The organism is Nocardia sp. NPDC059236, from assembly GCF_042754085.1.
Taxonomy (GTDB): Bacteria; Actinomycetota; Actinomycetes; order Mycobacteriales; family Mycobacteriaceae; genus Nocardia.
This window is the reverse complement of sequence record NZ_JBHZAF010000023.1, coordinates 82,435-104,812: the sequence shown is the minus strand read 5'-3', so window position 1 is coordinate 104,812 and position 22,378 is coordinate 82,435. Positions and strand designations below refer to the sequence as shown.

Sequence of the window (22,378 nt, the reverse complement as noted above, 5' to 3'; positions counted from 1 at the left end):
ATCACACGGGTCACCGGTCAGGTCAGATACCGGTAGGCGGGCGAGTTCGGATCCAGCCGCTCACACTGGATCGGCGACTTGTCCATCCGCCCGAGCAGCGGTTCCAGGCCCTCCGGGGTGCCCAGTTCGATACCGACCAGGGCGGCGCCGGTTTCGCGGTTGTTGCGCTTCACGTACTCGAACACGGTGATGTCGTCATCGGGGCCCAGGACCTCGTCCAGGAACCGGCGCAGCGCGCCGGGCTCCTGCGGGAAGTCCACCAGGAAATAGTGCTTCAGGCCCTGATGCACCAGCGAACGCTCGATGACCTCGCCGTAGCGGGAGACATCGTTGTTGCCGCCCGAGAGCAGCACCACCACCGTCGCACCCGGCTCGATCTGGACCTCGCGCAGCGCCGCCGTCGCGAGCGCGCCCGCCGGCTCGGCGACGATGCCCTCGTTCTGGTACAGCTCCAGCATGGCGGTGCAGATGGCGCCCTCGTCCACGTGCATCATGCGGAAAGATCCTGCGCCCGAACCGGTTTCGGTGCTCGTCAGCAGGGGCAGCGAGGCGTGCGAGCGGACCTGGCCGCCGAAGCGCACCACCGCCTGGTAGCCGACCCCGCCGACCCGGCGCACGGCGGCGCCGTCCACGAACGGGTCGATCTCGGGCAGCGTCACCGGGCCGCCGGCCACCAGCGCGGCCGTCATGGACGCCGCGCCCGTCGGCTCCACCGCGAGAATCGCGGAGTGGGGCGACCGTTCCCGCAGATAGGTGGCGATACCCGCCAGGCAGCCACCGCCGCCCACCGGAACCACCACCAGATCGGGCTCGCGGCCGAGCTGTTCGAGGAATTCGGCGGCGATGGTGCCCTGACCGGCCGCGGTGCGCGGATCGTCGAAGGGCGGGACCATGGTCGCCCCGGTGCGCTTCACATCGTCGGCGGCGGCCGCGGCGGCCGCGTCGAAGGTGTCGCCGACGGCGATGAGTTCCACGAATTCGCCGCCGTGGACGCGGATTCGGTCGCGCTTCTGCTTCGGGGTGGTGGTGGGCACGTAGATGCGGCCCGTCACGCCCATGGCCTTACAGGCGAAAGCCACGCCCTGCGCGTGGTTTCCGGCGCTGGCGGTGACCACGCCCGCGGCCTTCTCGGCGGCGGTCAGCTGCACCATGAGGTTATAGGCGCCGCGCAGCTTGTAGGAGCGGACGGCGGTGAGGTCCTCCCGCTTGAGGTAGACCTCGGCCCCGGTCAGCGCCGACAGCCGCGGAATCCGTTGCAGCGGCGTCGGCTCGATAATGTCCGAAATTCGCTTCGCGGCGGCATCGATCTCGTCCGCTGTCAACTCGGGCAGCGAACCGGACACTCTCTCGGCGATAACAAGCGGTTCAGACACCCGAACATGCTAGCTGGCAGCATGCGGCGGGCCTGCGGCAGCGCCACGAAAAGGTCCCGGTCACCTCGGACCGGGACCTTCTCTCACCGGCCGCCGCGCTTCCCGGAGATACGGCGGGCGGCGCTCAGGGGCGCGGGGTGAGGACGAAAAGCGGGATCTGGCGGTCGGTCTTCTTCTGGTATTCGGCGTAGTCGGGCCACACCTCGACGGCCCGCTTCCACCAGAGGGTCTTCTCGTCGCCGGTGGCCTCGCGGGCGTCGTAGTCCTTGACCACGTCCCGGTCACGCAGTTCCACATGCGGGTCGGCCTTGACGTTCCAGTACCAGACCGGGTGCTTGGGCGCGCCGCCCAAGGAGGCGACCACCGCGTACTCGCCGTCGTGCTCGATCCGCATGAGCGGGGTCTTGCGGAGCTTGCCGGACTTGTTGCCGCGGGTGGTCAGCAGGATGATCGGCACGCCTTGCAGGAGGTTGGCCTCCGCGCCCCCGGAGTTCTCGTACTGCTCGGCCTGCTCCCGCGACCAGTCGGACGGGCTGGGTTCGTACTCTCCGATAAGTGGCATGAACTGGGTAACCATCCACGATCATGTGTTGTTCCCGACAGAGGTTTCGGTTGCCCGAACTTTGGGTCACCGTCTACCCTTACCGTATGGCAGTGGTTCACCCTACGGACACCGAGCGGCCCCGCTCGCACGCTTCCGTGGACATCGCCGGGACAGCATGGCCGGTCTACAAGCTGGAAGCCTTGTTCGCCGGTGTGGTGGTCTGCCTGACACTCGCCCTGATCACCGGATCGGTGCAGGCCGCGGTGCTCGGCGCGACGGTGATCGCGGCGCTGCGCTGGATCATCGGCGGGGCGCGCAGCGTCCGCTGATCCGGACCTTCCGGCTCGCAGACCTATCAGTCCACGTTCGGCATCTTCACCGTCGGTAATCGCCACGAGTCCGTCAATCGCATCGTCGGCGACTTCCACCCGGCTGTGACAACACGTGTGCCCCTCGCCGAGACGAGGGGCACAGGGTGTGACGGGGGTATCGGGATCAGACCGCGCCCAGGCAGCCCGGGCCGAGGAGGGCCTTCAGGTCGCCCATGAGGGCCGAGGAGGGTGAGACCCGCAGGTTGTCGGCCACCTTCAGCATGGTGGTGCGATCACGGGAGCCGACGTGCTTGATGTGGACGTTCGCGGTGCCCGGATGCCGGGACAGCACCCGCTTGAGCTCGCCGATCTTGTCGGGGGTGCACAGCCGGGTGGGGATGACCACCGACAGCGGCTTGTCCACGCCGATGGACGAAAGGTCCGGCACCACAAGGTCGTTGGCGATCAGGGAGACGCGATCGTCGCGGGCGCTGACGCGAGCCTTGACCAGGACGATGGCGTCCTCGGTGACGTCCATGCCGTAGACGGAGTAGGACTGCGGGAAGAACAGCACCTCGATGCCACCGGTGAGGTCCTCGAGCTGGGCCGAGGCCCAGGGCAGGCCGTTCTTGTTCACGCGGCGGGTGACATTGGCGAAGATGCCGCCGATGGTGACCTGCGCGCCGTCCTTGATATCGCCGTCGAGAATGGCGGGGATCTGGGTGTCGGACTGGGCCGCGAGGACATGCTCCACGCCGTTGAGCGGGTGCCCGGACACGTAGAGGCCCAGCATCTCCCGCTCCAGGGCGAGCTTGTGCTTGGTCTCCCATTCCTCGTCGGGGACCTTCACATTGAAGACGCTGGCGATGGACTCGTCGGCGTCGTCGAGGCCGCCGAAGAGGTCGAACTGGCCGATGGCCTCGGCCTTCTTGGTCGACATGACCGCGTCGATGGCATCGGAGTGCACCAGCAGCAGGCCCTTGCGCGGATGCCCGAGCGAGTCGAAAGCGCCTGCCTTGATGAGGGATTCGGTGACCTTCTTGGTGCAGGCGATGGCGTCGATCTTGTTCAGGTAGTCGGAGAAGTCGGTGAACTTCGACTTCTCCTTGCGCGCGGCGATGATCGAGGCCACCACGTTCGCGCCGACATTGCGCACCGCGCCCATGCCGAAGCGAATGTCGTTGCCCACGGAGGCGAATTCGAGTTCGGACTCGTTGACGTCGGGCGGCAGCACCTGGATGCCCAGGCGGCGGCAGTCGGCCAGATAGACGGCGGCCTTGTCCTTGTCGTCACCGACGGAGGTGAGCAGACCGGCCATGTACTCGGCGGGATAGTTGGCCTTCAGGTACGCGGTCCAGAACGACACCAGGCCGTAGCCGGCGGCGTGCGACTTGTTGAACGCGTAACCGGCGAACGGGAGAATCGTGTCCCACAGCGCCTTGATGGCGGGCTTGGTGAAACCGTTCTCCAGCATGCCCTTTTCGAAGCCCTCGAATTCGGCCTCGAGGACTTCGGCCTTCTTCTTACCCATGGCGCGGCGCAGAATGTCGGCTCGGCCGAGGGAGTACCCGGCCACCTTCTGCGCGATCTGCATGATCTGCTCCTGATACACGATCAGGCCGTAGGTATCGCGCAGGATGTCCTTGAGGGGCTCTTCGAGCTCCGGGTGGATGGGCTTGACCTCTTGCCGCCCGTTCTTGCGGTCGGCGTAGTCGTTGTGCGCGTTCATGCCCATGGGGCCGGGGCGGTACAGCGCGAGCACGGCGACGATGTCCTCGAAGCCGGTGGGGATCATGCGGCGCAGCAGATCTCGCATGGCGCCACCGTCGAGCTGGAACACGCCGAGGGTGTCACCGCGCGCGAGCAGTTCGTAGGTGGCCGGGTCTTCCAGGGGCAGGGTGTCGAGGTCGAGTTCGATGCCCCGGTTGGCCTTGATATTGACCAGCGCGTCACCGATGACGGTGAGGTTGCGCAGGCCCAGGAAGTCCATCTTCAGCAGGCCGATGGCCTCACACGACGGGTAGTCCCAGCCGGTGATGATGGCGCCGTCCTGCGCGCGCTTCCAGACCGGGATCGCGTCGGTGAGCGGTTCGCTCGACATAATCACGGCACAGGCGTGCACGCCGGCGTTGCGGATCAGGCCCTCGAGACCGCGTGCGGTCTCGTAGATCTTGTTGACGTCCGGGTTGGTGTTGATGAGCTCGCGGACCTCGGCGGCCTCTTTGTACCGCTCGTGCTCGGGATCCATGATGCCGGAGAGCGGAATGTCCTTGGCCATGATCGGCGGCGGCAGCGCCTTGGAGATCTGGTCGGCGATGGCGAAGCCCGGCTGGCCGAACTGCACGCGGGCCGAGTCCTTCAGCGCCGCTTTGGTTTTAATCGTACCGAAGGTGATCACCTGGGCGACCCGGTCGCTGCCCCACTTGTCGGTGGCGTAGCGGACCATTTCACCGCGGCGGCGATCGTCGAAGTCGATATCGATATCGGGCATCGAGACGCGCTCGGGGTTCAGGAAGCGCTCGAACAGCAGACCGTGCGGAATCGGGTCGATGTTCGTGATGCCCATGGCGTAGGCGACCAGCGAGCCGGCCGCCGAACCACGGCCCGGGCCGACATTGATGCCGACCGAGCGGGCGTAGGTGATGAGGTCACCGACGACGAGGAAGTAAGCGGGGAAGCCCATTTCATTGATGACGCCGAGCTCGTACTTGGCGCGCGAGATGTACTCCTCCGGCGGCCCGCTCGGGAAGCGCCGGTCCAGGCCGACCATGACCTCGTGCTCGAGCCAGGTGGCCTGGGTGTGGCCCTCGGGCACCGGGAAGATCGGCATCCGGTCGCGGTGGGCCCAGACGTCGTCGTAGGACTGGACGCGCTCGCCGATCAGCACCGTGTTGTCGCACGCGCCGGGGACTTCCGCGTCCCAGATGGCGCGCATCTCCTCGGCGGACTTCAGGTAGTAGCCGGAGCCGTCGAACTTGAAGCGGGTCGGGTCCGAGAGCGTCTTGCCGGTCTGAATACACAGCAGCGCTTCGTGATTGGACGCGTCGTGCTCGTGCACGTAGTGGCAGTCGTTGGTGGCCAGCGGCGGAATGCCCAGCTTCTTGCCGACCTCGAGCAGGCCCTCGCGCACCCGGCGTTCGATGGACAACCCGTGGTCCATGATCTCCAGGAAGAAGTTCTCCGGCCCGAAGATCTCCTGCCACTTGGCGGCGGCTTCGAGTGCCTCGCGTTCGTGGCCCAGGCGCAACCGGGTCTGCACCTCGCCAGAGGGACAGCCGGTGGTGGCGATGATGCCCTCGGCGTGCTCGGCGATGATGTCGGCGTCCATGCGCGCCCACTTGCCGAGCTGACCTTCGATGGAGGCCAGACTCGACAGCTTGAACAGGTTGCGCAGACCCGTCGCGTTCTCGGCGACCATGGTCATGTGGGTGTAGGAACCCGAACCCGAGACGTCATCGCTCTTCTGCGACGGGTCGCCCCACAGCACGCGCTTGGTGTTGAATCGGGACTCCGGCGCGATGTACGCCTCGATGCCGATGATCGGCTTGATGCCCTGCTTCTTGGCGGAGTTGTAGAACTCCGACGCGCCGTACATATTGCCGTGGTCGGACATGCCGACGGCGGTCATCCCGAGCCGTGTCGCCTCTTTGAACAAGGGCGTGATCTTCGCCGCGCCGTCGAGCATCGAGTACTCGGTGTGGTTGTGGAGATGGACGAATGATCCCGACGAGGCTGACACCCGGACATACTATGCGGCCCCACCGACGAGTTCCGAAGGCACGCGGTGGCGATCACGCGAATCGGCGTGGCGGACTCTGCGTGTCGTGTGCGACGTCACGCGGAGCGGCCCGCGACTATGCGACCGAAGCGGCAGCGGGCAGGGCGGGGGTTGTGGTGCGGCGCGCCGCATTGGCGCCCCGCACCACCAGCGGCAGCACCCATGCCGACGCGAGTTGGTCCAGGCTCATCGACCCGATGCCGAGCCGATTGTGGACGAAGCCGACCGACAGTCCCAGGCGGGGTTCGGCCCAGCCGAACGATCCGCCCAGACCGATGTGCCCGAAGCCCGCGTGGGCTCCCGGAACGGGCAGCGAGTGATAGCCCATGTGCCACATCATCGGGATGTAGAACAGCGCACGGTCGAGCCGGTAGCTCTCCACCTGCCGCATGGCCCTGATGGTTTCGGGCGAGAGGAAGCGCCGACCCTGGTGCATGCCCTCGTTGGCGAGCGGGTCGTACACGGTGGCCAGGCCGGTCGCCGTGCAGACGCCGTTGCCCGCACCCAGTTCGGTGCGCAGGATGGGCGGATCGTCGCCTTCCAGCAGCTGGTCCAGGCCGGGCAGGAACAGCGCGCGGGCGACCGCGCCGAGTGGGCCGGGCAGCGAGTAGGCGCGGCCCAGCACCAACGAGGCATAGTTGGTGCCGACCGCCGACAGCTTGTTGCCGTGCAGCAGGGCGGCGCTGGTGCGCGACCCGGCCGGCGGGTTGCCCAGGTGGATGCCCTCGGTGCCCAGCGGTTCGGCGACCTCGGTGCGGAACAGCTCGGCCATGCCGCGGCCGGTGACCGCGCGGGCGAGGCCCGCCAGCAGCCAGCCGAAGGTGAGGGCGTGATAGGTCGGGATGCCCAGCAGATGATCGGGTTTGGCGGCGGCCAGGTGGTCTTCCATCATGCGGTGGTCGAGCACGTCGTCCAGGCCGCGGGCGATCTCGGGCAGCCCGTACAGCCCGGCCCGGTGGGACAGCACCTGCCGTACCGTGATCCGCCCCTTGCCGTTGGTGGCGAATTCCGGCCAGTAGTGGGCGACCGGGGCGTCGTAGTCGATGAGGCCGCGATCGGCGAGGCGGTGGATGACCGTGGCCGCAATGCCTTTGGTGGCGGAGAAGACGATGGCGCCGGTGTCGGCGTCCCAGGGCCGGCGCGGCCCGGCCTCCCCGATCCAGATCTCGACCAGCGGTTCCCCGCGCAGGTGCACCGTGAGCGCGCCCCCGGCGCCCGGGCGACCGCCGACCATCCGCGCGAAAGTGCGCACCAACGGACCGAATTCAGCGGCCGCGTAGCCGCCCACCGTGGCCGGCAGGTCCATGAGACCCGGCGGGGAAGCGTCATTGCTCACGAATTCCACGGTACGAGCGCCTGGTGACACCGGCAATGAGAAACGGAGAGAGTTACTCCCGTTGGCCCAGTGGTTATTCCGGGTGTCCGAGTAGTGACACCGGCGTTATCGGCGCGAGCCTTTCCGAGATCAGAGCGAGTTCCCGGGAGTGCGGGCGGGGGCTGCGTAGGCTGTCGCCATGCGAAGGGCGTGGTCGTTGGTTCCGGCAGTACTGCTCGTGATCGCCCTGGCGCTGACCGGGTGTTCGTCGTCGAAGCAGGAGGCCGCGCCCGCCGGCCTGACCGGGGACTGGCACGGGAGCATCGAGATTCCCGACCATCCGCTGGCCGTGGGGGTCAGCTTCACCGGCGGGGACCAGGCCACCATCGACATTCCCGCCCAGGGTATCGAGGCCGCGCCGCTGAGCGGAGTGAAGAACGATGCCGACGGCGTGGCCTGGACCATCACCAAGATTCCGGGCAATCCGTCGTTCCAGGGCAAGTACGACAAGGGCTCCGACAGCATCCAGGGGCAGTTCAGCCAATCCGGCCGGACCTTTCCGCTGAACCTGATGCGCGGCAAGGTCGAGGGCCCGCCGCGTCCGCAGGAGCCGAAGCCGCCGTTCGCGTACAAGTCCGAGGATGTCAGCTTCCCCAGCGGGGACATCACCATCGCCGGGACGCTGACCGAGCCCAACACCGGCGGGCCGTTCCCGACGGTCGTGCTGATCAATGGCAGCGGGGCCAACGACCGCAATGAGGAACTGCTGGGTCACAAGCCGTTCCTGCTGCTGGCCGACACCCTGACCCGCGCTGGTTACGCGGTGCTGCGCACCGACAAGCGCGGCGTCGGCAAGACCGGCGGGCACCTGGACACCTCGAGCTACCAGGATCTGACCGACGACATCGGCGCCGGAATGGCCTTCCTGCACGGGCGGCCGGAGATCGACGCCAAGCGGATCGGCCTGCTCGGGCACAGCGAGGGCGGGTATCTCGCGCCGCTGTACACCATGCGGCCGGACAGCGGAGTGGCGTTCGTGATCATGATGGCGGGGCCGGCGGTGCCGGGCTCGGATGTGCTGGTGGAACAGAATCGGCTGATCCTCACCGCGCAGGGGGCCACCGCGGAGCAGATCGATCAGCAGGTGGCGTTCAACTCCACCCTGTCGACCCTGCTGCGCTCCGGGGATCTGGAGGCCGCCAAAACCTATGTGCGACAGCACAATGACACCTTGCCCGCCGACAAGAAGCTGTCCGACGCGCAGATCGACGAGCTGGTGACGCCGTACATGGCGGCGCTGGTCGGCTACGACCCGGCCCCGGCGCTGTCGGCGCTGCGGGTGCCGGTGCTGGCCTTCTACGGCAGCAAGGATCTCCAGGTGTCCGCGGCCCAGAACGAGGGCCCGGCGCGCACGCTGCCGGCCGCCGATCCGGATGCGACCGTGCACGTCTTCGACGGGCTCAATCACCTGATGCAGCCCGCCGACAAGGGCACGCCCGACGAGTACGCCAAGATCGAGACGACCATCGATCCGCAGGTGCTGACCTTCGTGACGGATTGGCTGACGCAGCGATTCCCCGCCGCGCACTGATCGACTCGTGCACATTGCCAGAAGTAGTGGCGTGCATGCGATCCGGTTGCCAGAGTGGTGTCGTGGGAATCTACGAAGACCGGGTACTGCCCAGGCTGGTCGACCTGTGCTGTGGCTCGGAGCAGATGAACTCCGAGCGGCAGCGGGTCTGCGCCGGGCTGCACGGGCGCGTCGTCGAGATCGGGTTCGGATCCGGGCGCAATGTGCCGTTCTATCCCGATTCGGTGAAGTCGGTGAGCGCGGTCGAACCCGCCGACCTCGGGTGGCGAATGGCCGCCGGGCGGCTGGCCGCGGCGACGGTTCCGGTGGAACGGACCGGCCTGGACGGGCAGGCCCTGCCGTTCGAGGACGACAGCTTCGATTCCGCGCTGTCGACGTGGACGCTGTGCACCATCCCGGATGTCGAGGCCGCGCTCGCCGAGGTGCGCCGGGTGCTGGCGCCCGGCGGCACTTTTCATTTCGTCGAGCACGGTCTCGCACCGGATCCCGGTGTCCAGAAGTGGCAGCACCGGTTCAACCCGGTGCAGAAGGCATTGGCCGGTGGCTGCCACCTCGACCGCGATATTCGCGGGTTGATCGAGGCCGCGGGATTCGAGATCCGCGATATCGATCGGTATTACCAGCAGGGGCCGAAGCCCTGGGTTGCCTTCTCGTTGGGCACCGCGGTAGCCGGGTGAGGAGTTGCCGCGGTGACCCGCGTGAGAACTATTGCGGCCAGCCGCCGTACGGGACGGTGATCAACTCCATGTAGTGGCCGACGGGGTCGAGGAAATAGATCCCTCGGCCGCCGTCATTGTGGTTGATCTCGTTGACGCCCTGCTGACGCGGGTCGGCCCAATAGGTCATGCCATACCGCTCGATCTTGTCGTAGGCGGCGTCGAATTCTTCCTCGGAGACCAGGAAGGCGTAATGCTGCGGTTGCGGCTCGCCCTCGAAACCCGGTGGCAGATTGGCGAAGTCGAAGGTGACGCCATTACCGACGGTAATCGGAATGAACGGCCCATACGGCTTGCCCACCTCCAACCCGAGGATGTCCGCCCAGAATTCGGCGGAAACCCGATTGTCCGTGCACGCGACAATGGTGTGGTTGAACTGGATAGTGATAGGAATTCTCCTGCGTTCGTGACGATCCCGACCCTGGACCGGTACAAGTCGGCCGACAGGAGCATCGCCACGCCCTCGACGGTAACCACCCGCCGCCGATTCCGCCAAGCGCCCTGTGCGAACCGTCACAGCCCGCACCGGCCCCAGAAATTGGGGGCGGCTCAGGCGCGGCGGGGGGCGGAGTACTCCTGTTCCGGGCGGCCGGTGCTGCCGTAGCGCAGTTGCATGCGCAGGTCGCCGACGCCGACCAGGCTCGCGAGGTAGCGCTGAGCGGTGGCGCGGGAGATGCCGATGGCGGCCGAGACCTGGGCTGCCGACATCGGAGCGTCGGCATTGCGGACCGCTTGCAGGACAAGGTCTTTCGTGGGTGAGGCGGCGGTCGGTGCCCCGGGTGCGGCGGCACCGGCAGGGGCCGCGGCCGGGCGCAGCGCCGCCAGGGCGGCGTCCACATCGGCCGCGGTGACCTCCGGGGCGGCGAGCAGCCGCCGATATCGCGCGTACCCCGCCAGCCGGGCCGCGAGCACGGCATGGTCGAACGGCTTCACCAGGTAGCCGAGCGCCCCGGCCGACAGGGCGGCGCGCACGGTCTCCGATTCCGTTGCGGCGGTGAGCATCATGGCGTCGGACGGCATCTCGCGGACCAGGTCGATGCCGGAACCGTCGGGTAGGTAGACGTCCACCAGGGCCAGATCGACGGGGGTCTCGGCCATGGCGGCGCGCGCGGCGGCGAGCGTGTTCACGGTCGCCGACACCGCGAATCCCGGTAGCGCCGAGACGATTCCGGCATGCAGATTGGCCACCCGGAAGTCGTCGTCGACCACCAGCACGGTCAGCTCTCCTCGGCCCACGCCGCCTCCTCGTCCGTCAGCACGCCCGGCATCCGGGCAATGAACTCCGCTCCGCCCAACGGCGTCTCACCGGCGTCACAACGACCCCCGGTTACACCCACGCCTCCCGGGTCGGCCAAACGCACATCCCCGCCCCGAGCCCGTGCCACCTGTCGCGACAGCGCCAAGCCCAGCCCTCGCCCACCCGGGCCACCGCCCGATTTCGTCGAAACCCCCTCGGCGAAGACCGAATCCACCAGCCCGGGCGCGATGCCCGCCCCATTGTCGGCGACCGCGATATGCAGTGTCCCGCCCTCCTGCACCAACTCCACCTCGACCACCGGCCCCTCCCCCTCGACAACCGTGCTGTCTCGAAAATCCACAGCACCATCCGGATTCACGTCACCGTCGACCCGAGCGCCGGAGGCGTTGATCGAGCCGGAATTCGCCGCACGACGAAGGCTGCCGCCCACGCTGCCACCACCGGAATCCAAGTCAGCAGCTGAGGCCACGGCCTCAGCAGAATCTGCCGACACGCCGCAGCCAGGGCGATCGGTACGCCAACCGTCCGGATTCCGCTCGGACACAGCCGAACCCGCACCACCGCCGGCCGCAGCGGCGTCGATGGCGTTGTCGAGAAGATTTCCGAGGACGGTGGTGACATCGACGGGGGCGGCGAGGTTCGCGTCGACCCAGGTGTTGGGGCCGAGGCGGAGGTGGACGCCCTGTTCGCGGGCGTGGGCGGCCTTGGCGGAGAGGAAGGCCTGCAGGTAGGGGTCGCGGATGGTGTCGATGCCGGGGAGGGCCGCGCCGAGGGGGCCGGAGCCGAGGAGTTCTTCGACATAGTGGGTGGCCTCGTCGGGGCGGCCGGTGTGGAGGAGGCCGCTGAGCAGGTGGAGGCGGTTGGCGAATTCGTGGCGCTGGGCACGCAGGACGGTGCTCATGGTGGAGACTGCATCCAGTTGACGGGTCAGGGATTCCACGTCGGTGCGGTCACGGACGGAGAGGACCGCGCCCAGAGGGCGGGAGTCGCGGGTGACAGCGCGGGGGGTGACGACCACGATGCGGTCGCCCACCGCAGCCTGGACCGGTTGACCGTCGGCGGCGCGGAAGGCTTGCAGGACACGGGGTGTCAGGCCGATGGCGCCGATATCGCTGCCCGGTTCGGGGTCGATGCCGAGCAGGCGGCGGGCCTCGTCGTTGACGACGGTGATCCGCCAACCGCCGTCGGCGGCGACCACGCCCTCGCCGATGCCGTGCAGAACGGCGTCCTGCTCACGCACCAGGTCCGCCAGATCAGAAGGTTCCAGCCCCAGGGTCAGACCGTGCCAGCGACGGGCCAGCAACACCGATCCCGCAATGCCCGCCAGGAGCGCGCCGCCGATCAGCAGCCCGGCTCGGCGCAAGTCCCGGAGCAGCTGATCGTGGACTGCGGCCGTGGAGATCCCGACACTCACCTCCCCCACCACCCGGCCGCCCGCCGGGCTCGATGGTGGTGCGGTATCCGGTTGCAGGACGGGAACTTTCGCACGCACGGATTCACCGAGCGTTCCGTGTTCCCGGATCACGACCTCCCCGCCGGCCAGCGCCCGGGAGGGGTCGGTGCTGACCATTTCGCCGAGCCGGTCATGGTCGGGGTGGGCCAGGCGGATGCCCGCGTCATCGGTGATCACCACGAAGAGCGCGCCGGTGCGCAGGCGGGCGTTGTCGGCGATCTGCTCGAGGTCGCCGCCCGCGAGCTCCGATTTCAGGGCGGGACCGGCCTGCAGCGAGCTGTCGGCGTACCGCGCGACGGCGGCACGGACCTGCGGGTCGGAGGCGACGGTGCGGGCGATGGCCAGGGCCCGCTGGCCGTACTCGCCGGAGAGGCGGTCGCCGCTGACATAGGCGAAGACGCCGAAGGCCAGCCCGACGGTCAGGCCCACCACGGCGATCTGCAACAGCAGGATCTGGGTCCGGAGCCGGACGGAACGGGGGCCGAGCGAGAACACGGGCGACAGTGTAGACAACCCCTCGCAACCACCTGAGCAGAATGCGCAGAACGACCGAATCGCCGCTTGTGTGACTTGCGCGCACAACCGGGTGGAGTGTGACCCGGCCCACGTAGCTTCTGTCCAACGCCGCAGCGGCGGCATCGGAAACAGGAGCACTGATGAGCACAACGACCACTGAGCCCGGGCCGGGTCCCGCGCCTTTGATCGAATTGCGGGGCGCGACCAAGCGGTTCCCCGGCAACAACGGCGGCATCCACACCGCGGTGCGCGACCTGAACTTCACCGTCGCGGCCGGCGAATTCGTCGCCGTCGTCGGCCCCACCGGCTGCGGCAAGTCCACCACGCTGTCGCTGGTGTCCGGCCTGGAACCGGCCTCGGCGGGCCGGACCCTGGTGCGCGGCAAGGATGTTCGCGGCATCCCGGACGGCGTCGGCTACATGTTCCAGCAGGACGCCGTGCTGCCGTGGAAGACGGTCATCGACAATGTGGCGCTGGGCCCGAAGCTCCGGGGCGTGTCCAAGGCCGAAGCCCGTGAACGCGCTGCGCGCTGGGTGCGCACGGTCGGGCTGGCCGGGTTCGAGAACTACTACCCGCATCAGCTTTCCGGCGGCATGCGCAAGCGGGTGGCGCTGGCGCAGACGCTGGTCAACGATCCCGAGATCATCCTCATGGACGAGCCGTTCAGCGCGCTCGACGTGCAGACCCGCCAGCTCATGCAGGACGAACTGCTGCGCGTGTGGTCCGGCACCGACTCGGATGGCCGGGAAAAGGGCCGGGCGGCGGTCATCTTCGTGACCCACGATCTGGAAGAGGCCATCGCCCTGGCGGATCGGGTCGTCGTCATGACCGCGAGCCCCGCCACCGTGTGCGGCGACTTCAAGGTCACTCTGGACCGGCCGCGCAATGTCGAGGAGGTCCGCCTCACCGAGGAATTCCGCGACCTCTACAGGGAAATCTGGGAAACGCTTCGCGATCAGGTCGAGGCGGCCCGCACGAAGGGAGCGGCCCGTGTCGCTTGATGTCATGCCGCAGACCGCGGTCGCCGCAACGGAATTCGAGGTGGAGACCGAGGAGCAGATCCTGGCGCGGGTGCGGTCGCGGGCGCGCAGGAACAAGATCCGGACGTGGGGGCTGCGCGCGCTCATCGTGGCCCTGTGGCTGGGCGCGTGGGAGCTCACCGCCACCTACTGGATCGACCCGTTCTTCTACTCCAAGCCCTCGCTGATCTGGGACCGGCTGGTCGAATGGTTCACCGAGGGCACGCAATTCGGCTCCATCTGGCTGCAGCTGTACACGACGGTGCAGGAGGCGGTGCTGGGCTTCGCCATCGGCACCATCGCGGGCATCGTGCTGGGTGTGCTGCTGGGCCGCTCCCGCTACTGGGCCGATGTGCTGGCCCCGTTCATCAAGGCGCTCAACGCGGTGCCGCGCATCGTGCTGGCATCGCTGTTCATCATCTGGTTCGGCCTGGGCCTGCAGTCCAAGGTGGCGACGGTCGTGGTGCTGGTGTTCTTCGCGGTGTTCTTCAACGCCTTCACCGGTGCGCGTGAGGTGGACGGCAATGTCATCGACAATGCCCGCATCCTGGGCGCGAGCCGCCGTCAGGTGCTGAGCTCCATCGTGCTGCCCAGCGCGACCACCTGGATCCTGTCCTCGCTGCACACCGCCTTCGGTTTCGCGCTGATCGGCGCGGTGGTCGGTGAGTACGCCGGCGCCGGCAAGGGCCTGGGCCTGCTGATCAGCAATGCGCAGGGCACCTTCGACGCGGCGGGCATCTACGCGGGCATGATCATCATCACCGTCGTCGCGCTGGTGGCGGAGTGGCTGATCGGGCTGGCGGAGAACCGGCTGCTGAAATGGCGTCCCTCGCAGGCCGCCTCGGGCCACGGGATCTGAGCCATGAAGTACCGCAAGCACATTGCCGTGGTCCTGCTGGCGATCAGTGCGCTGCTACTGGTGACCGGCTGCCGCGATTCGCGCCGCATTCCGACCGAGAACGGGCGGCCGCAGATCACCATCATGGTGGGCGGGCTGGAGAAGGTCATCTACCTGCCGGCCATGCTCACCGAGAAGCTGGGCTTCTTCGAGGCCAATGACATCGACGTGCACCTGCTGGGCGAGCAGTCCGGCGCGACCGCCGAGACCGCGCTGCTCACCGGCGACGTCCAGGCCGTGGTCGGTTTCTACGACCACACCATCGATCTGCAGGCCAAGGACCAGTGCCTGAAGACGGTCGTGCAGTTCGCCGACGTGCCCGGCGAGGTCGAGCTGGTGTCGAAGCAGGACGCCGAGGCGATAAAGTCCCCGGCGGACTTCAAGGGCCGCAATCTCGGCGTGACATCGCTGGGCTCGTCCACCGACTTCCTCACCCAGGCGCTGGCCGGGCAGGCCGGTCTGCGGACCTCCGACTACACCCGGGTGAAAGTCGGTGCGGGACAGACCTTCATCGCGGGCATGAACCACAACGGCATCGACGCGGGCATGACCACCGACCCGACCGTCGCCAAGATGGTCACCTCCGGTGACGCCAAGGTGCTGGTCGACATGCGCAACGAGCAGGGCACCCGCGCGGCGCTCGGCGGCCTCTACCCCGCCGCCTCGCTCTACATGCGCTGCGAGACCGTGGCCGGCCACCCGGACATCGTGCAGAAGCTGGCGAACTCGTTCGTCCAGACCCTGCAGTGGATCAAGACCCACTCCCCCGAGGAGATCGCCGCCAAGATGCCCGGCCAGTACGCGGGCGGCGATCCGAAGCTCTACGTCAAGTCCATCGCCGATTCGATCAGCATGTTCAACGGCGACGGCCTGATGAAACCCGAAGGCGCGCAGAACGTCCTGCGCATTCTCGGCCAGTACTCGCGCAATGTCGCACCGGTGCAGGAGCGCATCGACCTCGACGCGACCTACACCAACGAGTTCGCGGAGAAGGCCCAGGGCGCTCGCAAACCCTGACCGGCCCACGTGGAACCGCACATCGAATGAGGGGTGTGCGGTTTCGCGCTATTCCGGGACGGCGACCACGCGGCGGCGGGAGCGGCGCAGGGCATCGACGGTGAAGATGGCCAGCGCCAGCCAGATCAGCGCGAACCCCGCCCAGCGAGACGCGGGCATGGGCTCGTGCCCCACCGCCACACCCCAGGCCAGCTGCAGCCCGGGCGTGAGGTACTGCAGAATTCCCATGGTGGACAACGGCACTCGCGGGGCCGCCAGCGCGAACAACACCAGTGGCACGAGGGTGACCGGGCCGGTCAGCATGAGCAATCCCGTATGCGGAAGTGAGGAACCGAAGGTCGCGTTGCCGGTCACCGCGATCACAATCACCGCGATCAGCGCGAACGGTGCGGCCGCCAATCCCTCTGCCGCCAAGCCGGGTAGCGCGTCGAGCCGAATCACCTTCTTGACCAGCCCATAGGTGGCGAAGGAACAGGCCAGGATCAATGCGATCCACGGCGGCCGGCCGTAATCGATGGTCAGCACGATCACCGCGGTGGCCCCCAGCCCCAGCGCGACCCACTGCGGAGCCCGCAGCCGCTCCCGGAAGACGATGACCCCGAACGCCACCGTCACCAGCGGATTGATGAAATATCCCAGCGCACACTCCACCACGTGATGCGAGATCACGCCGTAGACGTACGCGCCCCAGTTCATCGAGATCGCCGCCGATGCCACGGCCGCCAACCGCCAGGTCCGCGCATCGATCCGCCGCAGCTCCCCCAGCCGCCCGGCGAGCGTCATCACCAGCAGCGAGACCACCAGCGTCCAGAGAATCCGCTCGACCAGGACCTCGCCCGCGCTCGCGAAGGACAGCAGTCCGAAGAAGGCCGGAAACAGTCCCCAGATGAAATACGCCCCGATGCCGAAGGCGATGCCCGCGTCCCGGGCGCCCTCGTGTCCCGTCGGCCGATCCCGCCGCGTCGTATCGACCGCTGCGTCCGAGTTCCCAGGTCCTTCCGCCACCCGATTACGTTAGCCCGCGCAACAAACGTCACGACAGCGAATACATAGGATGATCCTCACACGCCTATCCCGCGCGTGACGGGCAGCTACGGGTCAGATTCTTTGGTCGCCCTTTACTGTGGAGGGCATGTCGATTACTGCGCAGGCAGCTAGTCCACCCAGCCCACCCGCGCTGGGGCTCACCTCCGCCGAGGTGGAGCAGCGGCGGCAGGACGGACTGACCAACGACGTGCCCGAGCGGGCCAGCCGGTCCGTCAAGGACATCGTCAAGGCGAATGTGTTCACCCGGATCAATGCGATCCTCGGTGTGCTGTTCATCCTGGTGCTGGCCACCGGCTCGCTCATCGACGGCATGTTCGGGCTGCTGATCATCGCCAACAGCGCGGTCGGCATCATCCAGGAGGTCCGAGCCAAGAACACCCTCGACAAGCTGGCCATCGTCGGGCAGGCCAAGCCCGTGGTGCGCCGCGAGGGCATCGCCGGCGCCGTCGCGCCACAGGAGATCGTGCTCGACGACATCATCGAGCTCGGTCCCGGCGACCAGATCGTCGTCGACGGCGAGGTGATCGAGACCGAACTGCTCGAGGTCGACGAGTCGCTGCTCACCGGTGAGGCCGACCCCATCGACAAAACCCTTGGCGCGCAAATCATGTCGGGCAGCTTCGTGGTGTCCGGCAGCGGCGCCTACCGGGCCACCAAGGTCGGCAGGGACGCGTACGCCGCCAAGCTCGCCGACGAGGCCAGCAAGTTCACGCTGGTCAAGTCGGAGCTGCGCAGCGGCATCGACACCATCCTGAAAGTCATTACCTACCTGCTGATTCCGGCGGGCCTGCTGTCCATCTACAACCAGCTGTTCTCCTCCAAGGAATCCTGGCGGCCCGCCGTCAACGGCATGGTGGCCGCGCTGGTGCCCATGGTGCCCGAGGGTCTGGTGCTGATGACCTCCATCGCCTTCGCGGTCGGCGTGGTCCGGCTCGGTGCGCGCAAATGCCTGGTGCAGGAGCTGCCCGCCATCGAGGGGCTGGCCCGGGTGGACGTGGTGTGCGCGGACAAGACCGGCACCCTCACCGAGAACGGCATGCGGCTCGCGGAAGTCCGTCCGGTGAACGACATTCCGGAGGCGACACTGCGCGAGGTACTCGCCGCGCTGGCCGCCGACGACCCGCGGCCCAATGCCAGCGTGCTGGCCATCAAGGAGGCACTGCCGGGCGCGCCCGGCTGGGACTCCACCGGGGTCGCGCCGTTCTCCTCCGCCAAGAAGTGGAGCGGCATGTCCTACGGCGAGCACGGCAACTGGCTGATGGGCGCGCCGGACGTGCTGCTGGACCCGGCCTCCGAGATCGCCGACACCGCACAGGACATCGGGGCCAAGGGGCTGCGCGTCCTGCTGCTGGCCCACAGCGACCGGCCGGTGGACGCGCCCGACGCGCCCGGGCAGGTCACCCCGGCGGCGCTGGTCGTGCTCGAGCAGAGGGTGCGGCCCGACGCCAGGGGGACGCTGGAATACTTCGCCTCCCAGCATGTTTCGACCAAGGTCATCTCCGGCGACAATGCGGTGTCGGTCGGCGCGGTGGCATCCTCGCTGGGGTTGCCCGGGGGCAACGACCCCGTCGACGCTCGCAAACTTCCGACCGATCAGAACGAGCTGGCGGACGTGCTGGAGCGCAAGACCGTGTTCGGCCGCGTCCGACCGGATCAGAAGCGCGCCATGGTCGGTGCGCTGCAGTCTCGCGGCCACACCGTCGCCATGACCGGTGACGGCGTCAACGACGTCCTCGCCCTCAAGGACGCCGATATCGGCGTCGCCATGGGCTCGGGCAGCCCGGCCACCCGCGCGGTGGCGCAGATCGTGCTGCTGGACAACAAGTTCGCGACCCTGCCCTATGTCGTGGGCGAGGGCCGCCGGGTGATCGGCAATATCGAGCGGGTCTCCAACCTGTTCCTCACCAAGACCGTCTACTCGGTGGTGCTGGCGTTCCTGGTCGGCATCGCGGGCATCGGGTCGCAGATCTTCAGCTATAAGGCCATCGGCTATCCGTTCCTGCCCCGACACGTGACGATCGCCGCCTGGTTCACCATCGGCATCCCCGCCTTCATCCTCTCGCTGGCCCCCAACAACGAGCGCGCCCGCACCGGATTCGTCGGCCGCGTCATGCGATTGGCGATCCCGTCGGGTGTCGTGATCGGCGTGATGACCTTCATCTCGTACCTGATCGCCTACAAGGGACCCGACGTCAGCGAGACCGCGAAGATCCAGGCCGGCACCACCGCCCTGATCACGCTGCTGATCATCGCGGTGTGGGTGCTGGCCATCGTCGCCCGCCCGTGGAACTGGTGGAAGATCCTGCTGGTGGCGGGTTCCATCGCGGGATACCTGATCCTGTTCGCGGTCCCGTTCACCCGCCACTTCTTCAAACTGGACCCGTCCAACATCGCACTGACGACATTGGCCATCGTGTGCGGCGGAATCGGCATCGTCCTGGTCGAGGTTGCCTGGTGGCTCAGCGCCAGGTACCTCGGCGAATCGCCCCACACGCCGGTACCGGTGGACGAAGACGCCTGATCCAGAAGCCGTTTCGAGCCGGGGCCGTGCCGCGACCCCGGCTCGAATCATGTTCAGCGCGATGTCGTTCGTCGGCAGCAGCCCGCTGTCGAAGAACGTGCGAGCCGAGGCCCGCCACGCAGCCCGGGAAACGTTGGGGCGGTTCCGGATTGCGGCGAGCCGAATGGCTTGGACCTGCGGTGACGGTCGAATTGGTCGCATGATTTGGCTCGCCGTGGGTGGTGCCGTCCTGGGCAGTAATTGAATTCGCAGGTACCTTGAGCGCCATGGAGGTCTTGCTGCATCAGCTCGACGCATTCGCCGACGCGCCGTTCTCGGGCAATCCCGCCGCGGTCATGCCGCTGCTGTCCTGGCTGCCGGACGAACTGCTGCAGCGGCTGGCCGAGGAGAACAATCTCGCCGAGACGGCCTTCTACACCTCGGCGCTGCCAGCGGAAGCGGGTGCGCCGCCGGACAACTCGCCCGCCTTCCATCTGCGGTGGTTCACGCCGACGGTGGAAGTGGACCTGTGCGGCCACGCCACCATGGCCGCGGCGGCGCAGATCCTGGACGACATGCATCCCGGGGCGGATCGGGTCCACTTCTATACGCGCAGCGGGTGGTTGCGGGTGGATCGGGACCGGGACGATCTGGTGCTCGACCTGCCGTCGGTGTCATCGGTGGAAATCGATGTGCACGACGGACTTCCGCATCAGCTGGCGCAGGCGCTGGGGGTGCGGCCGCTGCGCGCGTTCGAGGGGACCGATGTGGTGCTGGTCGTCACCGCCGAACACGAAGTGCGCGAATCCCGTCCGAACTTCTCGGCCTTTCCCGAATTGAACCGCGCCGCCATTCTCACCGCGACCGGCGACGAGGTCGACTTCGTGTCCCGGGTCTTCGCACCCGGTCAGGGCATTCCCGAGGACCCGGTCACCGGGTCGGCGCACGCCCAGCTCACCCCGCTGTGGAGTCGCGAACTCGGACGCACCAGCCTCACCGCCCGCCAGCTCTCCCGGCGCGGCGGGGCCCTGCGCTGCGCCCTCACCGGAGACCGGGTGCGGCTCACCGGCCGCTGCCGCCGCTACCTCGACGGCGTAGTCCGCCTGCCGGACTGAGCAATTCAGCGCTCGGTGACCTGGCGGGTGAGAGCGTTCAGGTCCGTGGTGCGGTAGCCCGGGTAGCCGTGCAGCAGCTCCAGCCATTCGGCGGGGACGGCCGAGGCGCCCCAGCGAGCGCCGAGCAGGCCGCCCGCGATGGCCGCCGTGGTGTCGGTGTCGCCGCCCGCGCGCACCGCGAGTTCCAGTGCGGCGGGCAGGGTTTCGGCGTGGGTGATGGCCCACCAGGCCGTCTGCAGGGCGTGCACCACCCAGCCGTTCTTGGGGAAGTCGACGGGGCTGCCGGTTTCGGCCTTGTCCAGCAACGGTTCCCAGAAGCCGGTGTCCACCTGGGACAGCGCCTCACGCAGGCCGTCATAGGTGCCGAACAGGATGGCGTGGCGGATGGCCAGGGTCCAGAGCTTGCACGCCTGCATGGCCTGCATGTCGTAGTGGGTCAGTGAACTGACGAGTTTGGCTGCCTTGCCGCACTTCTCGGCATCATCGAGATAGGCGAGCGCGACCGGGGCGGTACGCATGAGCGAACCATTGCCCGCCGTCAGGCCGGTCAGATCGTGGGCGCGCATCTGCATGGCGCGCCCGGTCCGATCACGCCACTGCAGCACCTCACGGGTCTGGTTGCCGATGTCCTTGGGTCCGGAATCCCACCACGCCACGAATTCGGCCGCGACCGCGTCCAGCCCCTCCGGGCTGCAGAGGTCCCCGACCCGCGCGGCCGCCTGCGCCACCGCGACCGCCATCGCCGTGTCGTCGGTCCACTCACCCGGCGCCCACGCGAACGCTCCACCGCCCCGCATCCGGATCTCGGCGTCCGGACCGGGCACGGTGAACTCGTAGCCTGCCCCCAGCGCGTCTCCGGCCGCGGTCCCCAGCAGTACCCCGGCGGCCCGGTCGGCCTGCTCCGGCGTCAATTCCATGTGCGCTCGCCTCTTCCGCTCCGATGCGTCCACATCGATCTATCACGACGTTACCCACCGCGTGGGCACGCCGAACCGCGCAGCCGCCGTCTTTACGGGTTCTGCACTAGGCTCGGGGACACTCCCGTGCAGCGTCGCCGCCGCAGTTGTTCCGTGCACTCCCGCTCCGTTACTCGGATGGAAGATCCGGAGGTTCTGCCGATGAACCAGGTCGCCGATCCCACCCTGACCGGGGTACACCCGTCGGCCACGCCACTCGCCCCCGTTCCCGACTCCGGCCACATCTTCGACGTCACCCGCCGCCTGGGCACCGTCGACATGGACGAGAACCAGTACCTGCGCATCGACGGCACCGCCCGCCACCTGCAGGACGCCGGCGTCGACCACCTCGCGCACATCGGCGCCCTCGCTTCACATCCGCACTGGATCGTGCGCCGCACCGTCATCGACGTACTGCGCCCCATCACCTGGCCCACCCAGCTGCGCATCCGCCGCTGGTGCTCGGGCATCTCCCCGCGCTGGTGCACCATGCGGGTCCGCATCGACTCCGACACCGGCGGCCTGATCGAAACCGAGGGCTTCTGGATCCACATGAACAAGGAGACGATGAGCCCGTCCCGGGTGGCCGACGAATTCTTCGAGCTCATGAGCACCACCACCGACGAGCACCGGCTGCGCTGGCGGCAATGGCTCGATGAACCCCAGCCGCCCACGCCCGCCACCCGTTTCCCCCTGCGCCGCACCGACACCGACCACTTCCAGCACATAACCAACACGGCCTACTGGCACGCGGTCCACGAATTCACCGCCGACGCAACGGATCTCGTCCAGGGACCGCACCGTTTCATCCTCGAATACAACAAGCCCATCCGGTACGGCGAAACCTTGGACATCCATACCGCTCGCACGCCCGACGCCCTCACCCTCTGGTTCTCCGTCGACCACGGCACCCGGGCCATCGCCCGACTCCGCCCCGTCGCATCCTGATCGCCCCGGGCCGATGATTGCGA

18 protein-coding genes are annotated in these 22,378 nt (G+C 67.9%); 9 read left to right on the top strand and 9 right to left on the bottom strand.

What is annotated here, in order from left to right:
- Window positions 1-17: 17 nt before the first annotated feature.
- Window positions 18-1,373 (bottom strand): threonine ammonia-lyase IlvA, encoded by a 1,356-nt coding sequence (gene ilvA, locus ACFXIV_RS39940; protein ID WP_379401690.1) that lies wholly within the window; start codon window positions 1,371-1,373, stop codon window positions 18-20.
- A gap of 124 nt (window positions 1,374-1,497) precedes the next feature.
- Entirely contained in the window at window positions 1,498-1,935 is a 438-nt protein-coding gene (locus tag ACFXIV_RS39935; protein ID WP_379401689.1) for a nitroreductase family deazaflavin-dependent oxidoreductase, read from the bottom strand.
- Between the two features lie 86 nt (window positions 1,936-2,021).
- On the opposite strand from ACFXIV_RS39935, the gene ACFXIV_RS39930 reads away from it, so the two are divergent.
- Window positions 2,022-2,246, top strand: a complete 225-nt coding sequence (locus tag ACFXIV_RS39930; RefSeq protein ID WP_379401688.1) for a hypothetical protein — start codon at window positions 2,022-2,024, stop codon at window positions 2,244-2,246.
- 166 nt (window positions 2,247-2,412) lie between these two features.
- On the opposite strand, the gene dnaE is transcribed toward ACFXIV_RS39930, so the two are convergent.
- Both dnaE and ACFXIV_RS39920 read right to left on the bottom strand, forming a co-directional pair.
- Window positions 2,413-5,967: a DNA polymerase III subunit alpha gene (gene dnaE / locus ACFXIV_RS39925; RefSeq protein WP_379401687.1), complete on the bottom strand. Its 3,555-nt coding sequence runs from the start codon at window positions 5,965-5,967 to the stop codon at window positions 2,413-2,415.
- Window positions 5,968-6,082: 115 nt separating this feature from the next.
- Complete coding sequence (locus tag ACFXIV_RS39920; protein ID WP_379401686.1) at window positions 6,083-7,342, bottom strand: serine hydrolase domain-containing protein; 1,260 nt, start codon at window positions 7,340-7,342, stop codon at window positions 6,083-6,085.
- A gap of 178 nt (window positions 7,343-7,520) precedes the next feature.
- Here ACFXIV_RS39920 and ACFXIV_RS39915 point away from each other — a divergent pair, with 178 nt between their 5' ends.
- Complete coding sequence (locus ACFXIV_RS39915) at window positions 7,521-8,912, top strand: alpha/beta hydrolase family protein (protein ID WP_379401685.1); 1,392 nt, start codon at window positions 7,521-7,523, stop codon at window positions 8,910-8,912.
- Between the two features lie 62 nt (window positions 8,913-8,974).
- Complete coding sequence (locus ACFXIV_RS39910) at window positions 8,975-9,589, top strand: class I SAM-dependent methyltransferase (RefSeq protein WP_379401684.1); 615 nt, start codon at window positions 8,975-8,977, stop codon at window positions 9,587-9,589.
- A gap of 28 nt (window positions 9,590-9,617) precedes the next feature.
- Here the strand turns inward: ACFXIV_RS39910 and ACFXIV_RS39905 are convergent, their stop codons facing one another.
- The 3 genes from ACFXIV_RS39905 to ACFXIV_RS39895 form a co-directional block, all read right to left on the bottom strand.
- Window positions 9,618-10,016, bottom strand: coding sequence for a VOC family protein (locus tag ACFXIV_RS39905; RefSeq protein ID WP_379401736.1), 399 nt, complete (start codon window positions 10,014-10,016; stop codon window positions 9,618-9,620).
- A gap of 161 nt (window positions 10,017-10,177) precedes the next feature.
- Window positions 10,178-10,864, bottom strand: coding sequence for a response regulator (locus ACFXIV_RS39900; protein WP_379401683.1), 687 nt, complete (start codon window positions 10,862-10,864; stop codon window positions 10,178-10,180).
- Window positions 10,846-12,834, bottom strand: a complete 1,989-nt coding sequence (locus ACFXIV_RS39895; RefSeq protein ID WP_379401682.1) for an ATP-binding protein — start codon at window positions 12,832-12,834, stop codon at window positions 10,846-10,848. The genes ACFXIV_RS39900 and ACFXIV_RS39895 overlap by 19 nt, the downstream gene beginning before the upstream one ends.
- A 161-nt stretch (window positions 12,835-12,995) precedes the next feature.
- Here ACFXIV_RS39895 and ACFXIV_RS39890 point away from each other — a divergent pair, with 161 nt between their 5' ends.
- The 3 genes from ACFXIV_RS39890 to ACFXIV_RS39880 are packed head-to-tail and all read left to right on the top strand — an operon-like array spanning window position 12,996 to window position 15,789.
- Window positions 12,996-13,856 (top strand): ABC transporter ATP-binding protein, encoded by an 861-nt coding sequence (locus ACFXIV_RS39890; protein ID WP_379401681.1) that lies wholly within the window; start codon window positions 12,996-12,998, stop codon window positions 13,854-13,856.
- Window positions 13,846-14,733 (top strand): ABC transporter permease, encoded by an 888-nt coding sequence (locus tag ACFXIV_RS39885; protein ID WP_379401680.1) that lies wholly within the window; start codon window positions 13,846-13,848, stop codon window positions 14,731-14,733. Before ACFXIV_RS39890 ends, ACFXIV_RS39885 begins: the two co-directional genes overlap by 11 nt.
- 3 nt (window positions 14,734-14,736) lie before the next feature.
- Window positions 14,737-15,789: an ABC transporter substrate-binding protein gene (locus ACFXIV_RS39880; protein ID WP_379401679.1), complete on the top strand. Its 1,053-nt coding sequence runs from the start codon at window positions 14,737-14,739 to the stop codon at window positions 15,787-15,789.
- A gap of 48 nt (window positions 15,790-15,837) precedes the next feature.
- Here the strand turns inward: ACFXIV_RS39880 and rarD are convergent, their stop codons facing one another.
- Window positions 15,838-16,704 carry an EamA family transporter RarD gene (rarD, locus tag ACFXIV_RS39875; protein ID WP_379401735.1) on the bottom strand — a complete coding sequence of 289 codons (867 nt, stop codon included), beginning with the start codon at window positions 16,702-16,704 and terminating at the stop codon, window positions 15,838-15,840.
- 217 nt (window positions 16,705-16,921) lie between these two features.
- Here rarD and ACFXIV_RS39870 point away from each other — a divergent pair, with 217 nt between their 5' ends.
- Window positions 16,922-19,357 carry an HAD-IC family P-type ATPase gene (locus ACFXIV_RS39870; RefSeq protein WP_379401678.1) on the top strand — a complete coding sequence of 812 codons (2,436 nt, stop codon included), beginning with the start codon at window positions 16,922-16,924 and terminating at the stop codon, window positions 19,355-19,357.
- Window positions 19,358-19,623: 266 nt separating this feature from the next.
- On the top strand, window positions 19,624-20,451 hold the full coding sequence (locus ACFXIV_RS39865; protein ID WP_379401677.1) for a PhzF family phenazine biosynthesis protein: 828 nt from the start codon (window positions 19,624-19,626) through the stop codon (window positions 20,449-20,451).
- Between the two features lie 5 nt (window positions 20,452-20,456).
- Here ACFXIV_RS39865 and ACFXIV_RS39860 read toward each other — a convergent pair whose 3' ends face one another.
- Entirely contained in the window at window positions 20,457-21,368 is a 912-nt protein-coding gene (locus ACFXIV_RS39860) for an ADP-ribosylglycohydrolase family protein (RefSeq protein ID WP_379401676.1), read from the bottom strand.
- A 201-nt stretch (window positions 21,369-21,569) separates the two neighbouring features.
- Here ACFXIV_RS39860 and ACFXIV_RS39855 point away from each other — a divergent pair, with 201 nt between their 5' ends.
- Window positions 21,570-22,355 carry an acyl-[acyl-carrier-protein] thioesterase gene (locus ACFXIV_RS39855; RefSeq protein ID WP_379401675.1) on the top strand — a complete coding sequence of 262 codons (786 nt, stop codon included), beginning with the start codon at window positions 21,570-21,572 and terminating at the stop codon, window positions 22,353-22,355.
- Window positions 22,356-22,378 lie beyond the last annotated feature (23 nt).

Coding starts and splice junctions, on each gene's coding strand:
- ACFXIV_RS39880 (WP_379401679.1), top strand. CDS start 14,737: ATGAAGTACCGCAAGCACATTGCCGTGGTCCTGCTGGCGATCAGTGCG.
- ACFXIV_RS39890 (WP_379401681.1), top strand. CDS start 12,996: ATGAGCACAACGACCACTGAGCCCGGGCCGGGTCCCGCGCCTTTGATC.
- ACFXIV_RS39860 (WP_379401676.1), bottom strand. CDS start 21,368: ATGGAATTGACGCCGGAGCAGGCCGACCGGGCCGCCGGGGTACTGCTG.
- ACFXIV_RS39865 (WP_379401677.1), top strand. CDS start 19,624: ATGGAGGTCTTGCTGCATCAGCTCGACGCATTCGCCGACGCGCCGTTC.
- ACFXIV_RS39930 (WP_379401688.1), top strand. CDS start 2,022: ATGGCAGTGGTTCACCCTACGGACACCGAGCGGCCCCGCTCGCACGCT.
- ACFXIV_RS39870 (WP_379401678.1), top strand. CDS start 16,922: ATGTCGATTACTGCGCAGGCAGCTAGTCCACCCAGCCCACCCGCGCTG.
- ACFXIV_RS39915 (WP_379401685.1), top strand. CDS start 7,521: ATGCGAAGGGCGTGGTCGTTGGTTCCGGCAGTACTGCTCGTGATCGCC.
- ACFXIV_RS39855 (WP_379401675.1), top strand. CDS start 21,570: ATGAACCAGGTCGCCGATCCCACCCTGACCGGGGTACACCCGTCGGCC.
- ACFXIV_RS39935 (WP_379401689.1), bottom strand. CDS start 1,935: ATGCCACTTATCGGAGAGTACGAACCCAGCCCGTCCGACTGGTCGCGG.